Here is a 16978-nt window from a genome sequence, read left to right as displayed (position 1 = left end):
GCCGTCCCCAGGCGGTGGAACTCGACCGTCTCCGGCACCGCGGCCTGTTCACCGACCTGCCCGGCCCGCGCCAGGCCGGACTGCTCGAAGCAGCCCTGGTCGCCGCGGTCGACCACGGCCCGCAGACGCCCTCGATCGCCGTCGCCCGGATGGCGGCCACCTGCGGTATCGGACTCAACGGCGCGTGCTGAGCCGAAGCATCGGCATCCTCGCCCACGCATCGGAGGAGACCCAGCAGGGCCGCCGCGACAAGGGCCCCATCCCGCGCTCCGTCCTCCCCAGCCACCTCCCCTGACACGGGCCGCACACGGCCGCCGAGGGGTTCACGGCTCGAACGGCGGCCGGGTGAACGCTGCGGCTATCGGGCCGAGAGGAACATCCTGACGTGGTCGAGCCCCATGTCGAGCGCGATCTCCATGGGTGTGACGTCATGGGCGGTCTGGGCCAGCAGGTAGCCCCCTTGCAGCGCCGCCATCAGCCCGATCGCGAGCTTGCGGGGGTCGGCGCCGGCAGCGAGCGTCCCGGCGTCCCGCATGCGGCGCAGGCCGGCCTCGATGAGCTCCTCCCACTCACCGAAGGCCGCCGCCAGGGCCTTGCGGGCGACCTCGTCCTGGTCCGAGACCTCTCCGGCGAGGGAACCGAGGACGCAGCCGTACGCGCCCTTCTGCAGCGCGTTGCGCTGGACGAGCGCGTCCCGCCACCGCACCAGGCCATTGAACGATCTGAGGCGCTGAAGCGCGGCACGCTCACGCTCCATGATCTCTTCCGCGCGAAGCAGGACCACGGCGCGGACCAGCTGCTCCTTGTCGGCGAAGTGGTGGTAGAGCTGAGACTTGCTCGTGCCGCTCGCGGCCCGGACCTCGTCCAGAGTGGTCGCGCTGACCCCTTTCATGTACATGAGCTCGGCCGCGGCGGCGACGATGCGCCGCCTCGTCGCCGCGCCGCGGGGTGTCAGCCTCGGCCTCTGTTCGGCACTCTCCGCCCCGGTCACGAAGGCAAGGCTACCGGCCTGGGGGCCGCCCGGACGGCCGGCGCCGATCCGCGAGGAGGGCGGGACCGCCCGCTGTCAGCGAGTCTTCATGGGCGGACGCGGACGATGGTCTTCCCCTTGATCCGCTTGGTCGAGTTGAAGGCGTCGACGGCATCGTCGAGGGGGACCACGGCGCCGATGTTCGTCCGCAGCCGCCCGTCACGCACCCGCTGAACGACTTCCCGCAGCTGCGCCCGATCGGCCTCGACCACGAAATCGACGGCCAGACCCTCGGCCGGCCGCGCCTCCGGCGGGCCCGCGATGCTCACCAGCATTCCTCCGGCCCGCACCAGACCCGCGGACCGCCTGCCGACATCTCCCCCGATGACGTCGAAGACCAGATCCACTCCCCCGGCGTCCTCCAGGGCATCGGCGCCGAGGTCGAGGAACTCCTGCGCGCCGAACCCGAGCACCGCCTGCCGGTCGGCGGCCCGGCCCGAACCGATGACATGGGCGCCCGCCTCCCGGGCGAGCTGGGTCACCATCGATCCGACCCCACCGGCCGCACCGTGCACCAGGACGCTCTGCCCCGCCTGGAATCGGCCGTGCACGAACAGCCCCTGCCACGCGGTCAGCCCCGAGATCGGCAGGCTCGCCCCCACCGTGAAGTCCACATCGCCCGGCAGCGGCGCCAGGTTGCGCGCCTCGACCGCGACCGACTCCGCCAAGGTGCCGTCGCGGGTCCAGTCCGCCAGCCCGAACACCCGCTGGCCCACCGACAGCCCCCGGGTGCCATAGCCCAGCGCGCTGACCACCCCGGCCAGCTCGTGCCCGGGGATCGACGGCGTCCGGTCGCGGCCCCGGCGATCAGTCCAGGTGCCGGGCCACGAGAGCTCGTTCCGGGTGAACCCCGACGCGTGGACCTCGACCACCACGTCGTTGCCGGCCGCCACCGGCTCAGGCCGCTCCGCCAGCCTCATCCCAGCGGTTCCCGCGGCCTCGTCCGTCACCACGATCGCCTTCACCGGGCACCTCCCCCTATGCAGTCATCGCCTGCGCGACATCTCGGTTCACCGGCCTTGGTTTCCTCCCGGAGGCGCACACCGGACGAACCGAACCTAGTTGCGCGAGAACTGGTCGGTCAAGTCCACTTTGCCGGAAACGGACGCGAGCCTGATCTGAACGAAACTGAGCCTTGGGCATCGGAATGCCACCGGCTTACCTTCGCGTGCACTGAGCTTGTACAGGACTCTAGAGTCCACTAACCTGCCGGGTAGCTTCGCTTGGAGACCAGCGACGCCGCAAGGAGCACCGAGATGACCGATGTGACCGTCACCAACCGGCGGGCCGACAGCTCGGCCAACGAGGACCTGGCCGAACTCGCCCGCCACGGAGCCGACGCCTTCGGCTACAAGGCCCGCTTGCGCATCGACCGCCGGCTCGCCCAACTCCTGCGCTTGCGGGTGTCCCAGATCAACAACTGCACCTACTGCCTCAACCTCCACTACGAGGCGGCGCGCGACGCCGGCATCCCCCGACCCGTGATCGACACTCTGACCGCCTGGTGGGAGACCGGCTTCCACGACGGGGCGGCCCGCGCCGCCCTCGCCTACACCGAAGCGATCACTCGCGTCGCGGACGCGACCGTCGCCGACGGCTTCGGCGCCCGGCACGACGCGCTCGCCGAGCACTTCTCACCGGAGGAGATCCTCGAGATCATCGGGATCGTCATCAACATGAACGTCTGGACCCGGCTCAAGATGGCCGAGGGCGCAGTGCCCGTCCTCGCCTAGCAGGCGACACCGGCCGAGGCCCGCCCAGCTGACTGGCCGCGAGACCCGTCCGGCGACGTGGACCTGAACGTCCAAGGTAAGGCGCCACATGCTGAGCTACGCCCTACCAATCTCGGTTCAGGCTTGAGATGTTGGACTGTAGAGTCCAGTTATTCGGGAATACAGCGAGGCCGCGGAGCGTCTGTACATGTGCGTCCAGGTGCGCTTCACCTGGTTCCCCAGCTTCACACCGCAAGGTCGGGAAGGGAGAGCCGTGCCCCGGCAGACCCAGTACAACAAGAACCCGGAAGCCGTCTCGCAGCTCGGTCCGGAGCAGTACCGCGTGACCCAGCAGGACGGGACCGAGCGCCCGTTCGCCAACGCCTACTGGGACAACCACGAGCCCGGCATCTACGTCGACGTCGTGTCCGGCGAGCCGCTGTTCGCATCCACCGACAAGTACGACAGCAACACCGGCTGGCCGAGCTTCACGAAGCCGATCGCCGGAGAGAACGTCGTCGAGCACGAGGACTCCAGCCACGGCATGATCCGGACGGAGGCCCGCTCACTGCACGCGGACAGCCACCTCGGCCACGTCTTCCCCGACGGCCCCGCCGACAAGGGCGGGCTGCGCTACTGCATCAACTCCGCGTCGTTGCGGTTCATCCACCTCGACGACCTGGACGAGGCAGGGTACGGCGAGTACCGGACCCTGTTCACAGGCGACACCCACGACGAGTAAGGAGACGACGTGACCACCGAGAAGGCGATCCTCGCCGGCGGCTGCTTCTGGGGCATGGAGGAGCTGTTCCGCCACCAGCCCGGCGTCGTGTCCACGCGGGTCGGGTACAGCGGCGGAGACGTCCCGAACGCCACCTACCGCGACCACGGCACCCACGCGGAGTCCATCGAGGTCGTCTACGACCCCGGCGAGACCGACTTCCGCGCGCTGCTGGAGTTCTTCTTCCAGATCCACGACCCGTCGACGAAGAACCGCCAGGGCAACGACATCGGGACCGGCTACCGCTCGGCGATCTTCTACATCGGCGACGAGCAGAAGCGCGTCGCCGAGGACACGATCGCCGACGTCGACGCCTCGGGCCTGTGGCCCGGCAAGGCCGTCACCGAAGTCACCCCGGCGGGCGACTTCTGGGAGGCCGAGCCCGAGCACCAGAACTACCTCCAGACCTACCCCAACGGCTACACCTGCCACTTCCCCCGCCCCGGATGGAAGCTTCCGAAGCGGGCGAGTGCCTGACACCGCCGACCCGCGGACCCGGCGTCCGCGGGTCGCTCCAGGCCGGGGCGGCCGGCCTGGGCGAGGAATCGGCGAGTGGGTAGGAATTCCTTGTCGCACCGGTGCCGGGGCGGGACACGGAACTCGATCGGCCGCATCAGATGCGGGCGCACGGCACCATGATCAGAGGAGTCGCCATGGACGAGGACACCGAGGAACTGCTGCCGGCGGACGAGAGTCTCGATGACGAGGAGCTCGGCGAAGACGTCGAAGGTCCGGGCTACTCGCCTCTGGAGCATCCGATCGGAAGCCGGGCCTGGGGGGTCACCGCCTACGAAGCCGGCACAACGGAACCCCTCGGCCAGAGACTTGCCCGCGAGGTTCCCGACCTCACGGACGACGAGGCCGGCGATGGGATCGGCGACGCATCCGACACTGACGGCGAGCCGGTCGACGACCAGGTCGGCGACCTGAGGGCGGGTCGGCTCGCCTGGGCGACCCAAGACGCCGGTGACCTGTCGTCGGACTTCCGAGCCGAGGACGTCGGCATCGACGGCGCGGGCGCCTCCGCGGAGGAGGCGGCGGTTCACATCGTCCCCGACGACACGTTCGAGGTATAGGGCGAGAGGCCCTGCGCCGAACGCCTCGCCCCAGCAGTGGTCGGCTCTTGTGCCGGGGAAGAGCAGCCGGTCTCGTCAGTGGCGGTGCTTGCGCAGTTCCGCGGAGAGTTCGCTGGAGAACTGCTCGGCGTCCGCCAGGCGGTTGCGCATCTTGTCGCAGCGTTCCTCGACCAGGGAGCGGTAGACGGCGAGGCGTTTGGCGAGGTCGGCGCGGGTCGTCCCGTCGGTGTCGCCGGACCGGAGCTGATCGAGGATGGTCAGCAGGTCGCGCATCTCCTCAAGGGTGAAATCGAGCGGCTTCATGCGTTTGATGACCAGCAGGCGCGCCACGTCGCCGTCAGTGTAGAGGCGGAAGCCGCCCTGGGAGCGGGCCGTGGGAAGGGCGAGCCCGACCTCCTCGTAGTGGCGGATGGTGCGCAGGCTCAGCCCGGTCCGGTCCGCGACCTCGCCGATCTGCATCTGCCTGCCGCTCATCGGGTCCCTCCTCACGCCACCGGCCCGCCTCGCCGGGGACGGATGATCCATATCGTTGCTCAAGCTTGCCACCCTCCGGCCTGTGCCGCGCTCACGGGCCGCGGCCTGCCCGGCGTCGGCAGCCCGGCCGGGACAGGGGGAACACCGGGTGAACCGAATGACCCATCCCTGATCTTGGGAACGCCGTAGGGTGGCGGCTGTGTTCGCTCGCCGCCACCACGGCGCGGAGCCCTTTCCCCCGCTCCCCGCCTCGGCGGCGATCTCCTTTGCGGCGTTTCCTCCCGCTTGGTTCTCAACCGGCACCCGTGGGTGAGGCATGTTCGGACTTCCCGCCGTCGCCAGGCTCTACCTCACCGCCGTGGTCCTGTCCGCCGCGGCCGTGCTGGCGACCTCGCTGTCCGGCGGGTCCTTCGCCGGCATGGACGGGCGGATCCTGGCCGCGCTGGCCGTGCTGTTCGTCGTCTGCGACTCGCTGCCCGCGCGGCTGAACGTCGAGGGGGCGCGGGTCTCCCTGGGATTCGCGGCGAGCCTCGCGTCGGTGGTGCTGCTCGGCCCCACCGGTGCGGCGCTGGTGGGAGCGTGCGCCGTGGCCACCGGCCAGCGGAGGGTCGCGCCGGTCAAACGGCTGTTCAACGGGGCGCAGTTCGCGCTGAGCGGCTTCACCGCCGGGACGGTGTTCGCCGTGGCGGGCGGCGGCGGGTTCGATCCCGGCCAGGTCGGCTGGGTCGGAGCGGTGACGCCGCCGTTCATGGCCGCCCTGGTCACCTTCGTGGCGGTCAACCTCGTGCTGACGGCGGGGATCCTGCTGCTGAGCGGGCAGGACGCGCCCGGCCGGCTGGTCCGGGCGAGCGGTCCGGTCGCCGCGGGGTGCGTCGGGTACGGCATGTTCGGGCTGCTGATCGCGGGGTTGTGGGGACGGCTCGGCCCGCTGGTGGCGCTGCTGGTGCTGCTGCCGCTGCTGGTGGCGCGGTGGGCGATGGAGCAGGCGTTCGCGCAGCAGAAGGCCCACGACGCGACGCTGGCGGCGTTGTGCCAGGCGGTCGAGACCAAGGACCCGTTCACGCGCGGGCACTGCGCACGGGTCTCGCGCGCCGCGGTGATGATCGCCCGGCAGTTGCGGATGAGCCCGGAGCGCGTGGAGACCCTGCGGTACACCGGCATGCTGCACGACGTCGGCAAGCTCGGCGTCCCCACCAAGATCCTCACCAAGAACGGGCCGCTGACCGACGAGGAGTACGCCGCCGTCCAGCTGCACCCGATGCGCGGGCTGGAGATCGTGCGGGAGATCGGCTTCCTGGACGAGGCGCTCGCCGGGATCATGCACCACCACGAACGGATCGACGGCCGCGGTTACCCGCTGGGACTGGCCGGCGACGAGATTCCCGAGTTCGCGCGGGTGATCGGGGTGGCGGACGCGTTCGACGTCATGACGTCCACGCGGCCCTACCAGAAGGCGCGGCCGGTCGCGGAAGCGGTGCGCGAGCTGCGCCGGTGCTCGGGGAGCCAGTTCGACCCGGTCATGGTCGAGGCGTTCCTGCGGGCTCTGGAGTCGGGCGGCTGGCCGACGGAGACAGGGCCGCGGGACGAGGCCGGTAGCGCGGGACGAGCGGCGACGTCACCACCCGCGTGACGGCGACGTTGCGCCACTGCAGGCCGCGAGGCTCCCCCGCGCCCCCGATCAGCGGGCCGGCCGGCGGGGCGAGATCGGTCGTGCCGGAGCGGTGCGGCCTTTCAGCGGGCGGAGGTGCGTGCGACGTAGACGGTGTTGGCCGAGGTGCCGCCCTGGACGGGATTGGGGAACTCCACGACGTGCGCCGCCACTTCGTCGAAGGCCTCACCGAGCACGGCGGTGAATCCGTCGTCGGGCGGCTCGTTCGACCAGAGCGCGAAGACGCCGCCGGGATGAAGGTGCGCGGCCAGGCGGCTCAGCGGCTCCGTCCGGTAGAACGAGGCATTGACGGGGTCCAGGACGTGGCGCGGCGAATGGTCGATGTCCAGCAGGATCGCATGGAAACGGGCGCCCGGCTTCTGCGGGTCCACCCCGTCCGGCGATGAGGCCAAGGCGAAGAAGTCGCCCTGCTCCAGCCGGCAGCGGCCGTCGGCCGTCAGCCTCTCGCCCAGCGGCACCAACCGCGCCCGATGCCACTCGATCACCTCGCCCAGCGCCTCCACCACAACGAGGGAGCGCAGGCGCGGCTCGTCGAGCGCGGCGTCGGCGGTGTAGCCGAGCCCGAGCCCTCCGACGACGACGTCGAGGGCCTCACCAGGCGCGGCGGCCAGGCCGAGCCGGGCGAGTTCGACCTCCCCTGCCGTCCACAGGCTCGACATCAGGAAGTCGTCGTCGAGCTTGATCTCGTAGACCTCGACGCCGAGGGCGGGATCCCGCCGCCGCCGCAAGCTGACGTCGCCCAAGGGCGTCGGACGCCAATCGAGTTCTTCGAACAGTGCGCCCATGGGTGTCAGATCCTCGGAATTCAACGGCGGTGATCAGTGGTCGGCGTCCTGCGGATGCGGCAGTCCCGCCGGGGTCGGTTCCGGACGTGCCGGAAAATATATCCTCTCGTAAGAGAAGAGTATCGGCTCTCAGTGAGCGTGCCTGGTACTGGCCGTCATCACGGTGTGACGGTCGTCTCTACCGGCGCCTCCGACCCTCCCATCACGTTAGAGTAGGCCCATCGGGCCGGGCGTTCCGACCGTTCACCGAGCCGCGGCTTGACGGCCCGGACGCCTCTGCGGCCTCCGCAGTCCCACCGGCACCGGCGCCGGGCCCCACCCCACCGCGTTGTTCCCGTGCACGCGCCATGGCCGGCGCGGGTGACCCATGTCTGGAGAGTCTTGTCCCTGCCCGCCCTACTGGCACGCCGTCCGAAGCCCGGGAGTCCGATCACCGCCAAGCTGCTGCGGACGGAGGGGCTGGCCGGCCTGGTGGTCGCGCTCGCGCTGATCCCCGAGGCGATCTCCTTCTCCATCATCGCCGGGGTCGACCCGCGGATCGGGCTGTTCGCCGCCTGCACGATGGCCGTCACCATCTCGATCGTCGGCGGACGCCCCGCGATGATCTCCGCCGCGACCGGCGCGGTCGCCCTGGTCGTCGCACCCATCGCGCGCGAGCACGGCGTCGGGCACCTGTTCGCCACCGTCATCCTCGCCGGTATCTTCCAGGTGATCCTCGGGGCGCTGGGCGTGGCCCGCCTGATGCGGTTCGTGCCGCGCAGCGTCATGGTCGGCTTCGTCAACGCCCTGGCCATCCTGATCTTCATGGCGCAGGTGCCCGAGCTCCGGGACGTCCCCTGGCCGGTCTACCCGCTCGTCGCCGCCGGGCTGACGCTGATGGTGCTGTTCCCGCGCGTCACCAAGGTCATCCCGGCGCCGCTGGTGTCGATCGTCGTCCTCACCGTCATCACCGTCGCCGCCGGCATCGCCGTGCCGACCGTCGGAGACAAGGGCGCGCTGCCGTCCGCCCTGCCCACCCCCGGCGTCCCCGACGTCCCCCTCACCCTGGACACCCTGACGCTCATCGCGCCGTACGCCCTGGCCATGGCGCTGGTCGGGCTGATGGAGTCGCTGATGACCGCCAAACTCGTCGACGACATTACCGACACCCGCTCGAACAAGACCCGCGAGTCCATCGGCCAGGGCATCGCCAACATCGTCACCGGCTTCTTCGGCGGCATGGGCGGCTGCGCGATGATCGGCCAGACCATGATCAACATCAAGAGCGGCGCCCGCACCCGGCTGTCGACCTTCCTGGCCGGCGCGTTCCTGATGACCCTGTGCATCGCCTTCGGCCCCATCGTCTCCGACATCCCGATGGCCGCCCTGGTCGCCGTCATGGTCCTGGTCTCGGCCGGCACCTTCGACTGGCACTCCGTCCGGCCGTCCACCCTCAGGCGCATGCCGCCGGGCGAGACCATCGTCATGCTGGTCACGGTCGCCATCGTCGTGGCCACCGACAACCTCGCCATCGGCGTCGTCGTCGGCTCGGTCACCGCGATGGTCGTCTTCGCGCGCCGCGTCGCGCACCTGGTCAACGTCTCCGCCGTCACCGACCCCGACGGCGGCCAGGTCGTCTACGCCGTCACCGGCGAACTTTTCTTCGCCTCCAGCAACGACCTGGTCCACCAGTTCGACTACACCGGCGACCCCGACCGCGTCACCATCGACCTCACCGACGCCCACGTCTGGGACGCCTCCACCGTCGCCGCCCTCGACGCCGTCACCGCCAAGTACGAACGCCATGGCAAGACCGTCGAGATCGTCGGCCTCAACGAGCACAGCGCCCGCATGCACGGCACCCTGTCCGGCGAACTGGCCGGAAGCCACTGACCGGGGGAAGTCCGGCGGGGCCGCGTGCCGCGTGCGAAGCGCCTTCGGATCCCGTTAGTGTCGTGACCTGGTGCGCCGGGAAGTCTGGTCGGCATTGCTGTCGCCGACCCTGAAAGACGCGCATGACGAATCTACTGCTCACCTTCGCCGCCCTGTTGCTGCTGGCGGTGCTGGTGTCGAATCTGGCGCACCGGACCGTGCTGTCGACGGCGGCGCTGTTCCTGGTCGGCGGGTTCCTGCTCGGCGACGGCGTCACCGGCCTCGTCTCCCTGCGGCCAGGGGATCAGCTCGTCTCCCAGCTGGCCGAACTGGCGCTGTTCGCCGTGCTGTTCACCGACGGCATGCACGCCGGATGGCACGACCTGCGCAGCGCCTGGCGGCTGCCCGGCCGCGCCCTGGGCTGGGGCCTCCCCCTCACCTTGGGGATCACGGCGCTCCTCGCGCACTACCTCGTGGGGCTGGGATGGGTGGAGTCGCTGCTCATCGCGGCGGTTCTCACGCCCACCGACCCGGTGTTCGCCGCCGCGCTCGTCGGCAACGAGAAGGTGCCGCCGCGGCTGCGCCATCTGCTGAACGTGGAGTCGGGGGTCAACGACGGGCTCGTCCTGCCGTTCGTGGTGGTGTTCCTGGCCATCGCCCGGGGCGAGGAGAACCTGCACTTCGGCGAGCTGGCGGGCGAGCTGGCCGGCGGCCTGGCCATCGGGGTGGCGATCCCGTGGGCCGCGATCATGCTGGTGCGGACCCGGTGGTTCGCGATCGCGCCCAAGTACGAGCCGCTGAACGCCGTCGCGATCGGCCTGCTGGTGCTGGCGACGGCGCAGGCCACGCACGGCAACCTGTTCCTGGCCGCGTTCGCCGCCGGCGTCACGGTCGCCACCGTCGGGCACGAGCACCGGGAGGCGTTCGAGGAGTTCGGGGAACTGGTCGCCGAGCTGCTCAAGCTCGCCGCGCTGCTGGTGTTCGGCGCGCTGCTGTCCCCGGCGTTCCTCGGCGATGTCGGCTGGGCGGGCTGGGCCTTCGCCGTCCTCGCGCTCGTGGTCGCGCGGCCGCTCGCGATCTGGGTGTCGTTCCTGCGCTCCCGGCTGACCATGCGGGAGCAGGCCGCGGTGATGTGGTTCGGCCCCAAGGGCTTCGCCTCGGTCGTCTACGGGCTGCTGGTGCTGGAAGCGGGGATCGCGGCCGGCGACCACATCTTCCACCTCGTCGGCGCCACCATCGCGCTGTCGATCCTCGCGCACTCCTCCACCGACATCATCGTCGCCCGCAGCTTCGACGACGAACGCGAGGTGCCGGCCTGGCACGGCAAGGCCCGGGCGCGCATCCGGCGTTCCCGCCGCACGGCACCGGCGCGGGAGGCCGCCGGTCCGCCGGAGGACTCCGGCGACGACGCCCGGGGACGTCCGGAATGAGCGGGCCGCACCGCCGGCACCCCGCGGGCGCGCCGGGCGAGCCGAGCTGACGCACGTCCGGGTGCGTGGCCCGATATCGCGCCCTTGCGGAGATCCATTATCAGCGGGCCGGACGATTCGCGTGTGGACGGGCCTCGAACCGTGGGCGACCATCCGTCATAGGCAGGTTGGCAGTCCGGGTCGGCGCGCTTACAGTGGCGGGCGGAGTGCCGGGAAGCCTGGTCGGCCTCTGATGTCGTCCGACCTTGGGGAAGCGTGCGGCGGAGGTTCCGGTGCTGGTGCGTGAGCTTGCTGACGAGGTCCCGGTCGTCGGGCTGGACGATCCGGTCCTGAGCGCGGTACGGGCGATGTGGCGGCGGAGGGTTCCGGGGCTGGTCGTGGTGGACGACCGGAGCCGCCTCGTGGCGGTGCTCCCGGTGACCGAGGTGCTGCGGATGGTGGTTCCGCCGTACGTGGGCGAGCGGGCGGCACTGGCGCGCGTCATCGACGAGGGGCATGCCGACGGCTTCCTGACCGAGTGCGCCGACCGGTCGATGCGGGACTGCCTGCCGCGCGGCCGCCGCAGGTCGGCGGTGGTGGGTCCGGACGCCACGGTGCTGGAGGCGGCGGCGTCGATGACCAGCACGGGGTGCCCGATCGTGGCCGTGGTCGCCGATGACGGCGGTGTGCTGGGGGCGGTGAGCTGGGGCGCGCTGCTCGACAGGCTGCTCGCCGCATGACACCCGCCCGCCGCGCAGAGCGGGGCGGGCGGATGCGGTGTCATGCCGTGGTCGTGAGGTCTCGGCGGCGGAACGTCCGCAGCGCGAGGACTGTGAGGGCCGCGGCCAGGAGGGCCAGGATTGCGACCGCCGCGGCGCTCACGTCTTCGCGCGGGTATTCGCCGGTGTGCGCGAACGGCGAGAGGTCGGCCGCGCCGCCGGGGATGTCGAGGACGGGGGCGAAGAACCCGGCGACGACGCCGTAGCCGAGGACCGCCCAGACGATCGGCAGCGCACGGGGCAGCGCCCCGTACAGCAGGCCGGCGGCGGCCAGGAGCAGCCACACGGCCGGCGTGTGGGCGATATGCCCCAGAGTCGTCTTCCACAGGAGCGCGGCGTCGCCGGTACCGATGGCGGCGGCCGCACCGGTGCCCAGGCCCGCGAGGAACAGCAGCCACGGGACGGCGATCGCGGTGGCGGCCAGGTTGCCGCCGAGCCAGCCGGCGCGGCTGACGGCGGTCGCGAGGACGGGTTCGGTGCGTCCGGCCGACTCCTCGGCCCGTACCGCCTGCACGGCCAGGATCGCGAACACGGCGACCGTGAACGCCGTGGTCAGGCCGATGACGCCGAGGTAGCCGGCGACCAGGTCATCGCCTCCGCCCATGACGGCGATCAGGTCTTCCGGGGCGTCGTCCAGCCCGTCGGCCATCGGCTGGGCGAACGCGCCGTAGGCCGCGCCGGCGACCAGGAGCGCGACGCTCCAGCCGGTGATCGGGGCGCGCTGGAGGCGGAAGGCCAGGGCGGGCGCGGTGCGGAGCCGGGCGGCGGCGCGGGGCGGACCCGGCCGCGGCGGGACGAGCCCCGCGTCCAGGTCGCGGCGGCCGGACAGGCGGTATCCGGCGGCGGCGGCCGCGGCGGCGCAGGCCAGTGAGAGGGCCAGCGGCCACCAGCGGTCGAGCACGTAGGGTGCGGTCTGCTGCGACCAGCCGAGCGGGGACAGCCATGACAGCCAGGAGGGGCCGCTGTCCTGGACGGCCGCCATGTCGCCGATGCCCCGCAGGACGAACGCGGCGCCGAGGACCGCTCCGGTGAGCCCGGACGCGGCGCGAGGAAACGTGAACACCTGCACGGCGGTCGCGGCGATGCCGGCGAACACCAGGCCGGCGGCCCCGGCGGACGCCCCGAACAAGGCCGACCCGGCGGCGGCGTACCCGGCGGCGAGCATGATCGCGGTGACCAGGACCGCGACGGTGGCGCACATCAGCGCGGTGAGGATCAGCGCGGCGGTGAGCTGCGCGGAACGTCCGGCGACGTTCGCGCGGACCAGTTCGGCGCGCCCCGAGCGCTCCTCGGCGCGGGTGTGCCGGGTGACGGTCAGCAGCGCCATCAGCGCCGCGCCGAGCATGATGTACAGCCCGTACTGGCCCGAGAGGAACCGTTCCAGCGTGATGGCGTCGTAGCCGTAGCCGGGTCCGGCGAAGAGCGCTCCGGCAGGGCTGGTGGAGAACGCGCTGACCGACTCCAGTTGCTCGGTCGTGGTGTAGACGGAGTCCAGCGCGGTGACGAAGTAGCCCATCAGCAATGCCATGCCGAGCGTCCAGGCGGGGAACCGGACACGGTCGCGGCGCAGCATGAACCGCAGCAGCGCTCCGGTGCCCGCCAGCGCTCCCCTGGATGCGGCGCGGACGGGTGCGGGGAGGGTCGTGGCGGTCATGGCGTCCTCCCCGCGGCCGCGCCGTCGCCGGTGCGGGTGAGCTCGTCGCCGTAGTGGCGCAGCAGCAGTTGCTCCAGGGTCGGCGGGTGCGCGGTGAGGGCCCGGACGTCCAGTTCGCCGAGGCGGGCGACGGCGGCGGCCAGGTGATCGCCGTCCACGTCGAAGCGGAGCCGCCCGTTCTCCGTGCGCAGGTCGTGGACGCCGGGCAGCTCGGCGAGGGCACGGGCGTCCCGGTCGGTGGTCGCGGTGACGGTGGTGCGGGTCAGGTGCCGTAGCTCGGTCAGTGTGCCGGTCTCCACGATCCGCCCGCCGCGGATGATGGAGACCCGGTCGGCGAGGGCCTCCACCTGCGCGAGGATGTGGCTGGACAGCAGGACCGTCCGGCCGGCCTCGCGGGCCTCGCGGATGCACTCCTGGAAGACGGCCTCCATCAGCGGGTCGAGCCCGGCGGTCGGCTCGTCGAGCAGCAGCAGGTCGACGTCGCCGGCCAGCGCGGCCACCAGCGCGACCTTCTGCCGGTTGCCCTTGGAGTAGGCGCGGCCCTTCTTGGTGGGGTCCAGGTCGAACCGCTCGCACAGCTCGTCGCGGCGGGCCGGGTCGGTGCCGCCGCGCAGCCGGGCGAACAGGTCGATCGCCTCGCCGCCGGTCAGGGTGGGCCACAGCTCCACGTCGCCGGGGACGTAGGCGAGGCGGCGGTGCAGCTCCACCGCCTCGGCCCAGGGGTCGCCGCCGAGCAGCCGGGCGCGCCCGCCGTCGGCGCGCAGCACGCCGAGCAGGATGCGGATCGTGGTGGATTTCCCGGCGCCGTTCGGCCCGAGGAACCCGTGGACGTGACCGGTCTCGACGGACAGGTCGAGCCCGTCCAGCGCCTTCACTTTCCCGAAGGATTTGCGCAGGTCGTCGATCTCGATGGCAGGGGTCATCGTTCAGCCCTCGCTGAAAAGCAGGGAAGGGAATGCCGGGCATGGCCGGCGGCCCGCCTCGAGGAGGCGGTGAAATGGCGTGGCGCGTCAGTCTCGCGACCCGCCGCCGGGCGGGTCGGGGACGTACAGGAGGTACTCCTCCAGGAGCGAACGGTCGGTGTAGAGCCCCTCGGTGAACATCTCCAGCATGGGGGCGGTCACCTCCTCAACGTAGGCGCGCAGCGCCTTGCCGAAGGACGCCGGTTCGGCGTGCTCGGGGTGCAGCGTGCACCACATCAGCAGGGAGCCCATCGCCTGGTAGGCCAGCACCCGTGCCCGCGCGGCCGGGTCGCGGCTCGGCCGGATCACCCCGGCCGCCACGCCCGCCTCCAGATAGTGCGTCGCGTCGCCGATCATGTCCTCGAACAGTTCGGCGGCCAGGTCACCGCCCTCGCGCAGCGACCGCACCACGTACAGGGTGATGGGGGCGAACCGCTCGACCCCGGCCAGCCGCGCGAGGAGCCGGGCGCCGCTGCCGTCGGTCGTGGCCGCGCGCTTCTCGGTGGCGATCACCTCGCGCACGTGCTCGTCGCACGCCCGCCGCAGGCCCCGCTTGGAGCCGAAGTAGTGCACGACGAGCCCCGGGGACACGGCCGCGTCCTCGGCGATGGACCGCAGGCCGGCGGTGAAGCCGTCCCTGGCGAACCGGTCGATCGCGGCGTCCCGGATGCGGGCGTCGGCGCCAAGGCCGCCGTCACCTTCCGAATACGCGCTCCGCGTTCCCACGGAGACCACGCTAAACGCTCGTTCAATGATCAGCAAGGGGACGCGCGAAAAACAGGTTCGGGGAAATAGGGAAAGGCCTCGGTTTCCCCTGTAATACCTCTTGCCGAGCCCCGCCGGTCAGGTCGCCGGGCGCGTCCGGGCGTCCGCCGTCGCCGCGGCGCGGACGGGTGGGTGCCCTGGTTCGGGGGGTGCCCGCAGGGCGGAAGCGGACACTGAGCGGATAGTCTGGACGTCAGGTGTGCCGGGAAGTCTGGTCGGCGGTCCTTTCGACGACCCCGCAGAGTGGAGTACCGTGCACCCGCCTTCCTCCGGCCTGTCCCGCCGTCCCGACGACCGCGGCGCGGCCGCCACCCTCGGCGACTTCCTCCGCCAGGAGACGACCGGTGGACGGCTCCTGCTCCTGGCCACGGCGGTGGCCCTCATCTGGGCGAACGCGGCCCCCGGCGCCTACCAGCAGGTCTGGGGTGCGGAGGCCGGGCTCGGTCCGGACTGGCTGCACCTGCACCTGACGCTGGCGCACTGGGCGTCGGACGCACTGCTGGCGATCTTCTTCTTCGTCGCCGGGGTCGAGGTCAAGCGCGAGCTGACGGTCGGGGAACTGGCCGGATGGCGGGCGGCGGCGCTGCCGCTCTTCGCGGCCGGCGGCGGGATGGTCGTCCCGGCCGTCATCGCCCTGGCGGTGTCGCGCGGAGCCGCCGCCGAAGGCGGCGCCTGGGCCATCCCCGTCGCCACCGACATCGCGTTCGCGCTGGGCATCCTGGCCCTCGCCGGCGCGGGCCTGCCGCCCGGCGTCCGCGTGCTGCTGCTGTCGATGGCCGTCATCGACGACCTGGGCGCCATCGCGCTCATCGCCGTTCTGTTCACCTCCGGCATCAACCTGGTCTACCTCGTCCTCGCGGTGCTGCTGTGCGCCCTGTACTGGTGGCTGCACCGCCGCCGCATCACCGCACCGTGGATCATGGTGCCGCTCGCCGTCGCGGTCTGGATCTGCGTCCACGGCACCGGCGTCCACGCCACCGTCGCGGGCATCGCCCTCGGCCTGCTCACCCCGGCCGCCCCGATCGGCGGCGAGAAGGAGAGCGCCGGCTCGCGGCTCGAACACCGGCTGCACCCGCTCTCGGCCGGGCTCGTCGTCCCGCTGTTCGCGCTCGCGGCGGCGGGCATCTCGATCGGGGCGTTCGGCGACGCCCTGACCGACCCGCTCGCCCAGGGCGTCTTCTTCGGCCTGCTCGCCGGCAAGTTCCTCGGCGTCTTCGGCGGCACCTGGGCGGCCGTGCGGCTGGGCATCGGGACGCTGCCCAGCGGGGTCGGCTGGGGCGACGTCTTCCCGGTCGCGATGCTGGGCGCGATCGGCTACACCGTCAGCCTCCTGGTCTCCCAGCTCGCCACCCCGGACGCGGCCACCGCCGAGATCGCCTCCACCGCCGTCCTGGCCGCCTCGCTGCTGGCCTCGGTGGTCGCGGTCGTCCTGCTGCGCCGCCGCGGCCGCGTCCACCGGCTGTCACCGGGCCCCGGACGTTGAGCGGGTTCAGCCGGCCTCGGGGCCCGCGTCCCCCATCGCCCGGCGGAGCAGCGGAGTGATGCGGTACTCCACCAGCTCGCGCATGACCAGGGACGTGTTGGTGCGCTCGACGCCCGGGACCGCGAGGATCTCCCCGGCGATCCGGTAGAGGTCGTCGGCGTCGGCCGCGACGCTCTGGACGAACAGGTCGGTGGAGCCGCTGACGCCCTGCACCTGGAGGATCTCCGGGATGTCGGCCAGCGAGGAGGCCACCTCGTCCAGCCTGCGCTGGGCGACCTGGACGGTGATGAACGCCGTCAGCCGGTAGCCCAGGGCCGCCGCCGAGATCCGGTGCTCGAACGGCCGCAGCGCCGCGCCCTCCTCCAGGCGCGCGAGCCTGGCCTGCACCGTGTTGCGCGACAGCCCGGTCCGCTCCGCCAGCGCGATCATGGTGGCCCGCGGCGTGTCGTTCAGGGCCATCAGCAGCCGCGCGTCGGTCTGGTCGACGCGGTCCTCGCTTCGCATGATGCTCACTTTCCACCTGGGGGACGCCGCACGAGCGTGCATTC

General features: G+C 71.9%; 18 protein-coding genes. 10 read left to right on the top strand and 8 right to left on the bottom strand.

Annotated elements, in window-relative coordinates; genetic code table 11:
- Positions 1-14 precede the first annotated feature (14 nt).
- Positions 15-191: a hypothetical protein gene (locus ABZ806_RS04035; protein ID WP_500215166.1), complete on the top strand. Its 177-nt coding sequence runs from the start codon at positions 15-17 to the stop codon at positions 189-191.
- Positions 192-358: 167 nt separating this feature from the next.
- Here ABZ806_RS04035 and ABZ806_RS04030 read toward each other — a convergent pair whose 3' ends face one another.
- Together ABZ806_RS04030 and ABZ806_RS04025 are read right to left on the bottom strand one after the other, a co-directional pair.
- Positions 359-991, bottom strand: coding sequence for a TetR/AcrR family transcriptional regulator (locus ABZ806_RS04030; RefSeq protein WP_500215165.1), 633 nt, complete (start codon positions 989-991; stop codon positions 359-361).
- Between the two features lie 86 nt (positions 992-1077).
- Positions 1078-1995, bottom strand: a complete 918-nt coding sequence (locus ABZ806_RS04025; RefSeq protein ID WP_500215164.1) for an NADP-dependent oxidoreductase — start codon at positions 1993-1995, stop codon at positions 1078-1080.
- Between the two features lie 291 nt (positions 1996-2286).
- On the opposite strand from ABZ806_RS04025, the gene ABZ806_RS04020 reads away from it, so the two are divergent.
- The 4 genes from ABZ806_RS04020 (at position 2287) to ABZ806_RS04005 (ending at position 4599) form a co-directional block, all read left to right on the top strand.
- On the top strand, positions 2287-2763 hold the full coding sequence (locus ABZ806_RS04020) for a carboxymuconolactone decarboxylase family protein (protein ID WP_500215162.1): 477 nt from the start codon (positions 2287-2289) through the stop codon (positions 2761-2763).
- A gap of 253 nt (positions 2764-3016) precedes the next feature.
- Positions 3017-3484 carry a peptide-methionine (R)-S-oxide reductase MsrB gene (msrB, locus tag ABZ806_RS04015; RefSeq protein ID WP_500215161.1) on the top strand — a complete coding sequence of 156 codons (468 nt, stop codon included), beginning with the start codon at positions 3017-3019 and terminating at the stop codon, positions 3482-3484.
- A gap of 9 nt (positions 3485-3493) precedes the next feature.
- Complete coding sequence (msrA, locus tag ABZ806_RS04010) at positions 3494-4000, top strand: peptide-methionine (S)-S-oxide reductase MsrA (RefSeq protein WP_500215160.1); 507 nt, start codon at positions 3494-3496, stop codon at positions 3998-4000.
- 176 nt (positions 4001-4176) lie between these two features.
- Positions 4177-4599 (top strand): DUF5709 domain-containing protein, encoded by a 423-nt coding sequence (locus ABZ806_RS04005; RefSeq protein ID WP_500215159.1) that lies wholly within the window; start codon positions 4177-4179, stop codon positions 4597-4599.
- Between the two features lie 75 nt (positions 4600-4674).
- Here ABZ806_RS04005 and ABZ806_RS04000 read toward each other — a convergent pair whose 3' ends face one another.
- Positions 4675-5073, bottom strand: coding sequence for a MerR family transcriptional regulator (locus ABZ806_RS04000; RefSeq protein WP_500215157.1), 399 nt, complete (start codon positions 5071-5073; stop codon positions 4675-4677).
- A gap of 316 nt (positions 5074-5389) precedes the next feature.
- On the opposite strand from ABZ806_RS04000, the gene ABZ806_RS03995 reads away from it, so the two are divergent.
- Positions 5390-6703: an HD-GYP domain-containing protein gene (locus ABZ806_RS03995; RefSeq protein WP_500215155.1), complete on the top strand. Its 1314-nt coding sequence runs from the start codon at positions 5390-5392 to the stop codon at positions 6701-6703.
- A gap of 101 nt (positions 6704-6804) precedes the next feature.
- On the opposite strand, the gene ABZ806_RS03990 is transcribed toward ABZ806_RS03995, so the two are convergent.
- On the bottom strand, positions 6805-7527 hold the full coding sequence (locus ABZ806_RS03990) for a polyamine aminopropyltransferase (RefSeq protein ID WP_500215154.1): 723 nt from the start codon (positions 7525-7527) through the stop codon (positions 6805-6807).
- 381 nt (positions 7528-7908) lie between these two features.
- On the opposite strand from ABZ806_RS03990, the gene ABZ806_RS03985 reads away from it, so the two are divergent.
- The 3 genes from ABZ806_RS03985 (at position 7909) to ABZ806_RS03975 (ending at position 11527) form a co-directional block, all read left to right on the top strand.
- Positions 7909-9399 (top strand): SulP family inorganic anion transporter, encoded by a 1491-nt coding sequence (locus ABZ806_RS03985; protein ID WP_500215152.1) that lies wholly within the window; start codon positions 7909-7911, stop codon positions 9397-9399.
- A 122-nt stretch (positions 9400-9521) separates the two neighbouring features.
- Complete coding sequence (locus tag ABZ806_RS03980; protein ID WP_500215151.1) at positions 9522-10808, top strand: cation:proton antiporter; 1287 nt, start codon at positions 9522-9524, stop codon at positions 10806-10808.
- A gap of 272 nt (positions 10809-11080) precedes the next feature.
- Positions 11081-11527, top strand: coding sequence for a CBS domain-containing protein (locus tag ABZ806_RS03975; protein ID WP_500215149.1), 447 nt, complete (start codon positions 11081-11083; stop codon positions 11525-11527).
- Positions 11528-11567: 40 nt separating this feature from the next.
- Here the strand turns inward: ABZ806_RS03975 and ABZ806_RS03970 are convergent, their stop codons facing one another.
- The 3 genes from ABZ806_RS03970 to ABZ806_RS03960 all read right to left on the bottom strand — a co-directional run bounded on the left by ABZ806_RS03970 (position 11568) and on the right by ABZ806_RS03960 (position 14908).
- Entirely contained in the window at positions 11568-13220 is a 1653-nt protein-coding gene (locus tag ABZ806_RS03970; protein WP_500215148.1) for an ABC transporter permease, read from the bottom strand.
- Entirely contained in the window at positions 13217-14143 is a 927-nt protein-coding gene (locus ABZ806_RS03965) for an ABC transporter ATP-binding protein (protein WP_500215147.1), read from the bottom strand. The genes ABZ806_RS03970 and ABZ806_RS03965 overlap by 4 nt, the downstream gene beginning before the upstream one ends.
- A gap of 87 nt (positions 14144-14230) precedes the next feature.
- The gene (locus ABZ806_RS03960) at positions 14231-14908 is read right to left on the bottom strand and encodes a TetR/AcrR family transcriptional regulator (RefSeq protein ID WP_500215146.1); all 678 of its coding nucleotides are present in this window, start codon (positions 14906-14908) and stop codon (positions 14231-14233) included.
- Between the two features lie 292 nt (positions 14909-15200).
- Here ABZ806_RS03960 and nhaA point away from each other — a divergent pair, with 292 nt between their 5' ends.
- Positions 15201-16430: a Na+/H+ antiporter NhaA gene (gene nhaA, locus ABZ806_RS03955; RefSeq protein WP_500215144.1), complete on the top strand. Its 1230-nt coding sequence runs from the start codon at positions 15201-15203 to the stop codon at positions 16428-16430.
- 6 nt (positions 16431-16436) lie between these two features.
- Here the strand turns inward: nhaA and ABZ806_RS03950 are convergent, their stop codons facing one another.
- A complete protein-coding gene (locus ABZ806_RS03950; RefSeq protein WP_500215143.1) occupies positions 16437-16934 on the bottom strand; it encodes an Lrp/AsnC family transcriptional regulator in 498 nt (165 codons plus the stop codon).
- Positions 16935-16978: the final 44 nt, after the last annotated feature.

This window comes from Spirillospora sp. NPDC047418 (assembly GCF_040643275.1).
Lineage (GTDB): Bacteria > Actinomycetota > Actinomycetes > Streptosporangiales > Streptosporangiaceae > Spirillospora.
This window is presented reverse-complemented; position numbering and strand designations above follow the sequence as displayed.

What these genes read in the sequence shown, in the direction of transcription:
- ABZ806_RS04020 (WP_500215162.1), top strand. Translation starts at nt 2,287, where the DNA reads ATGACCGATGTGACCGTCACCAACCGGCGGGCCGACAGCTCGGCCAAC.
- ABZ806_RS04005 (WP_500215159.1), top strand. Translation starts at nt 4,177, where the DNA reads ATGGACGAGGACACCGAGGAACTGCTGCCGGCGGACGAGAGTCTCGAT.
- ABZ806_RS04000 (WP_500215157.1), bottom strand. Translation starts at nt 5,073, where the DNA reads ATGAGCGGCAGGCAGATGCAGATCGGCGAGGTCGCGGACCGGACCGGG.
- ABZ806_RS03995 (WP_500215155.1), top strand. Translation starts at nt 5,390, where the DNA reads ATGTTCGGACTTCCCGCCGTCGCCAGGCTCTACCTCACCGCCGTGGTC.
- ABZ806_RS03990 (WP_500215154.1), bottom strand. Translation starts at nt 7,527, where the DNA reads ATGGGCGCACTGTTCGAAGAACTCGATTGGCGTCCGACGCCCTTGGGC.
- ABZ806_RS03980 (WP_500215151.1), top strand. Translation starts at nt 9,522, where the DNA reads ATGACGAATCTACTGCTCACCTTCGCCGCCCTGTTGCTGCTGGCGGTG.
- ABZ806_RS03970 (WP_500215148.1), bottom strand. Translation starts at nt 13,220, where the DNA reads ATGACCGCCACGACCCTCCCCGCACCCGTCCGCGCCGCATCCAGGGGA.
- ABZ806_RS03965 (WP_500215147.1), bottom strand. Translation starts at nt 14,143, where the DNA reads ATGACCCCTGCCATCGAGATCGACGACCTGCGCAAATCCTTCGGGAAA.
- ABZ806_RS03950 (WP_500215143.1), bottom strand. Translation starts at nt 16,934, where the DNA reads ATGCGAAGCGAGGACCGCGTCGACCAGACCGACGCGCGGCTGCTGATG.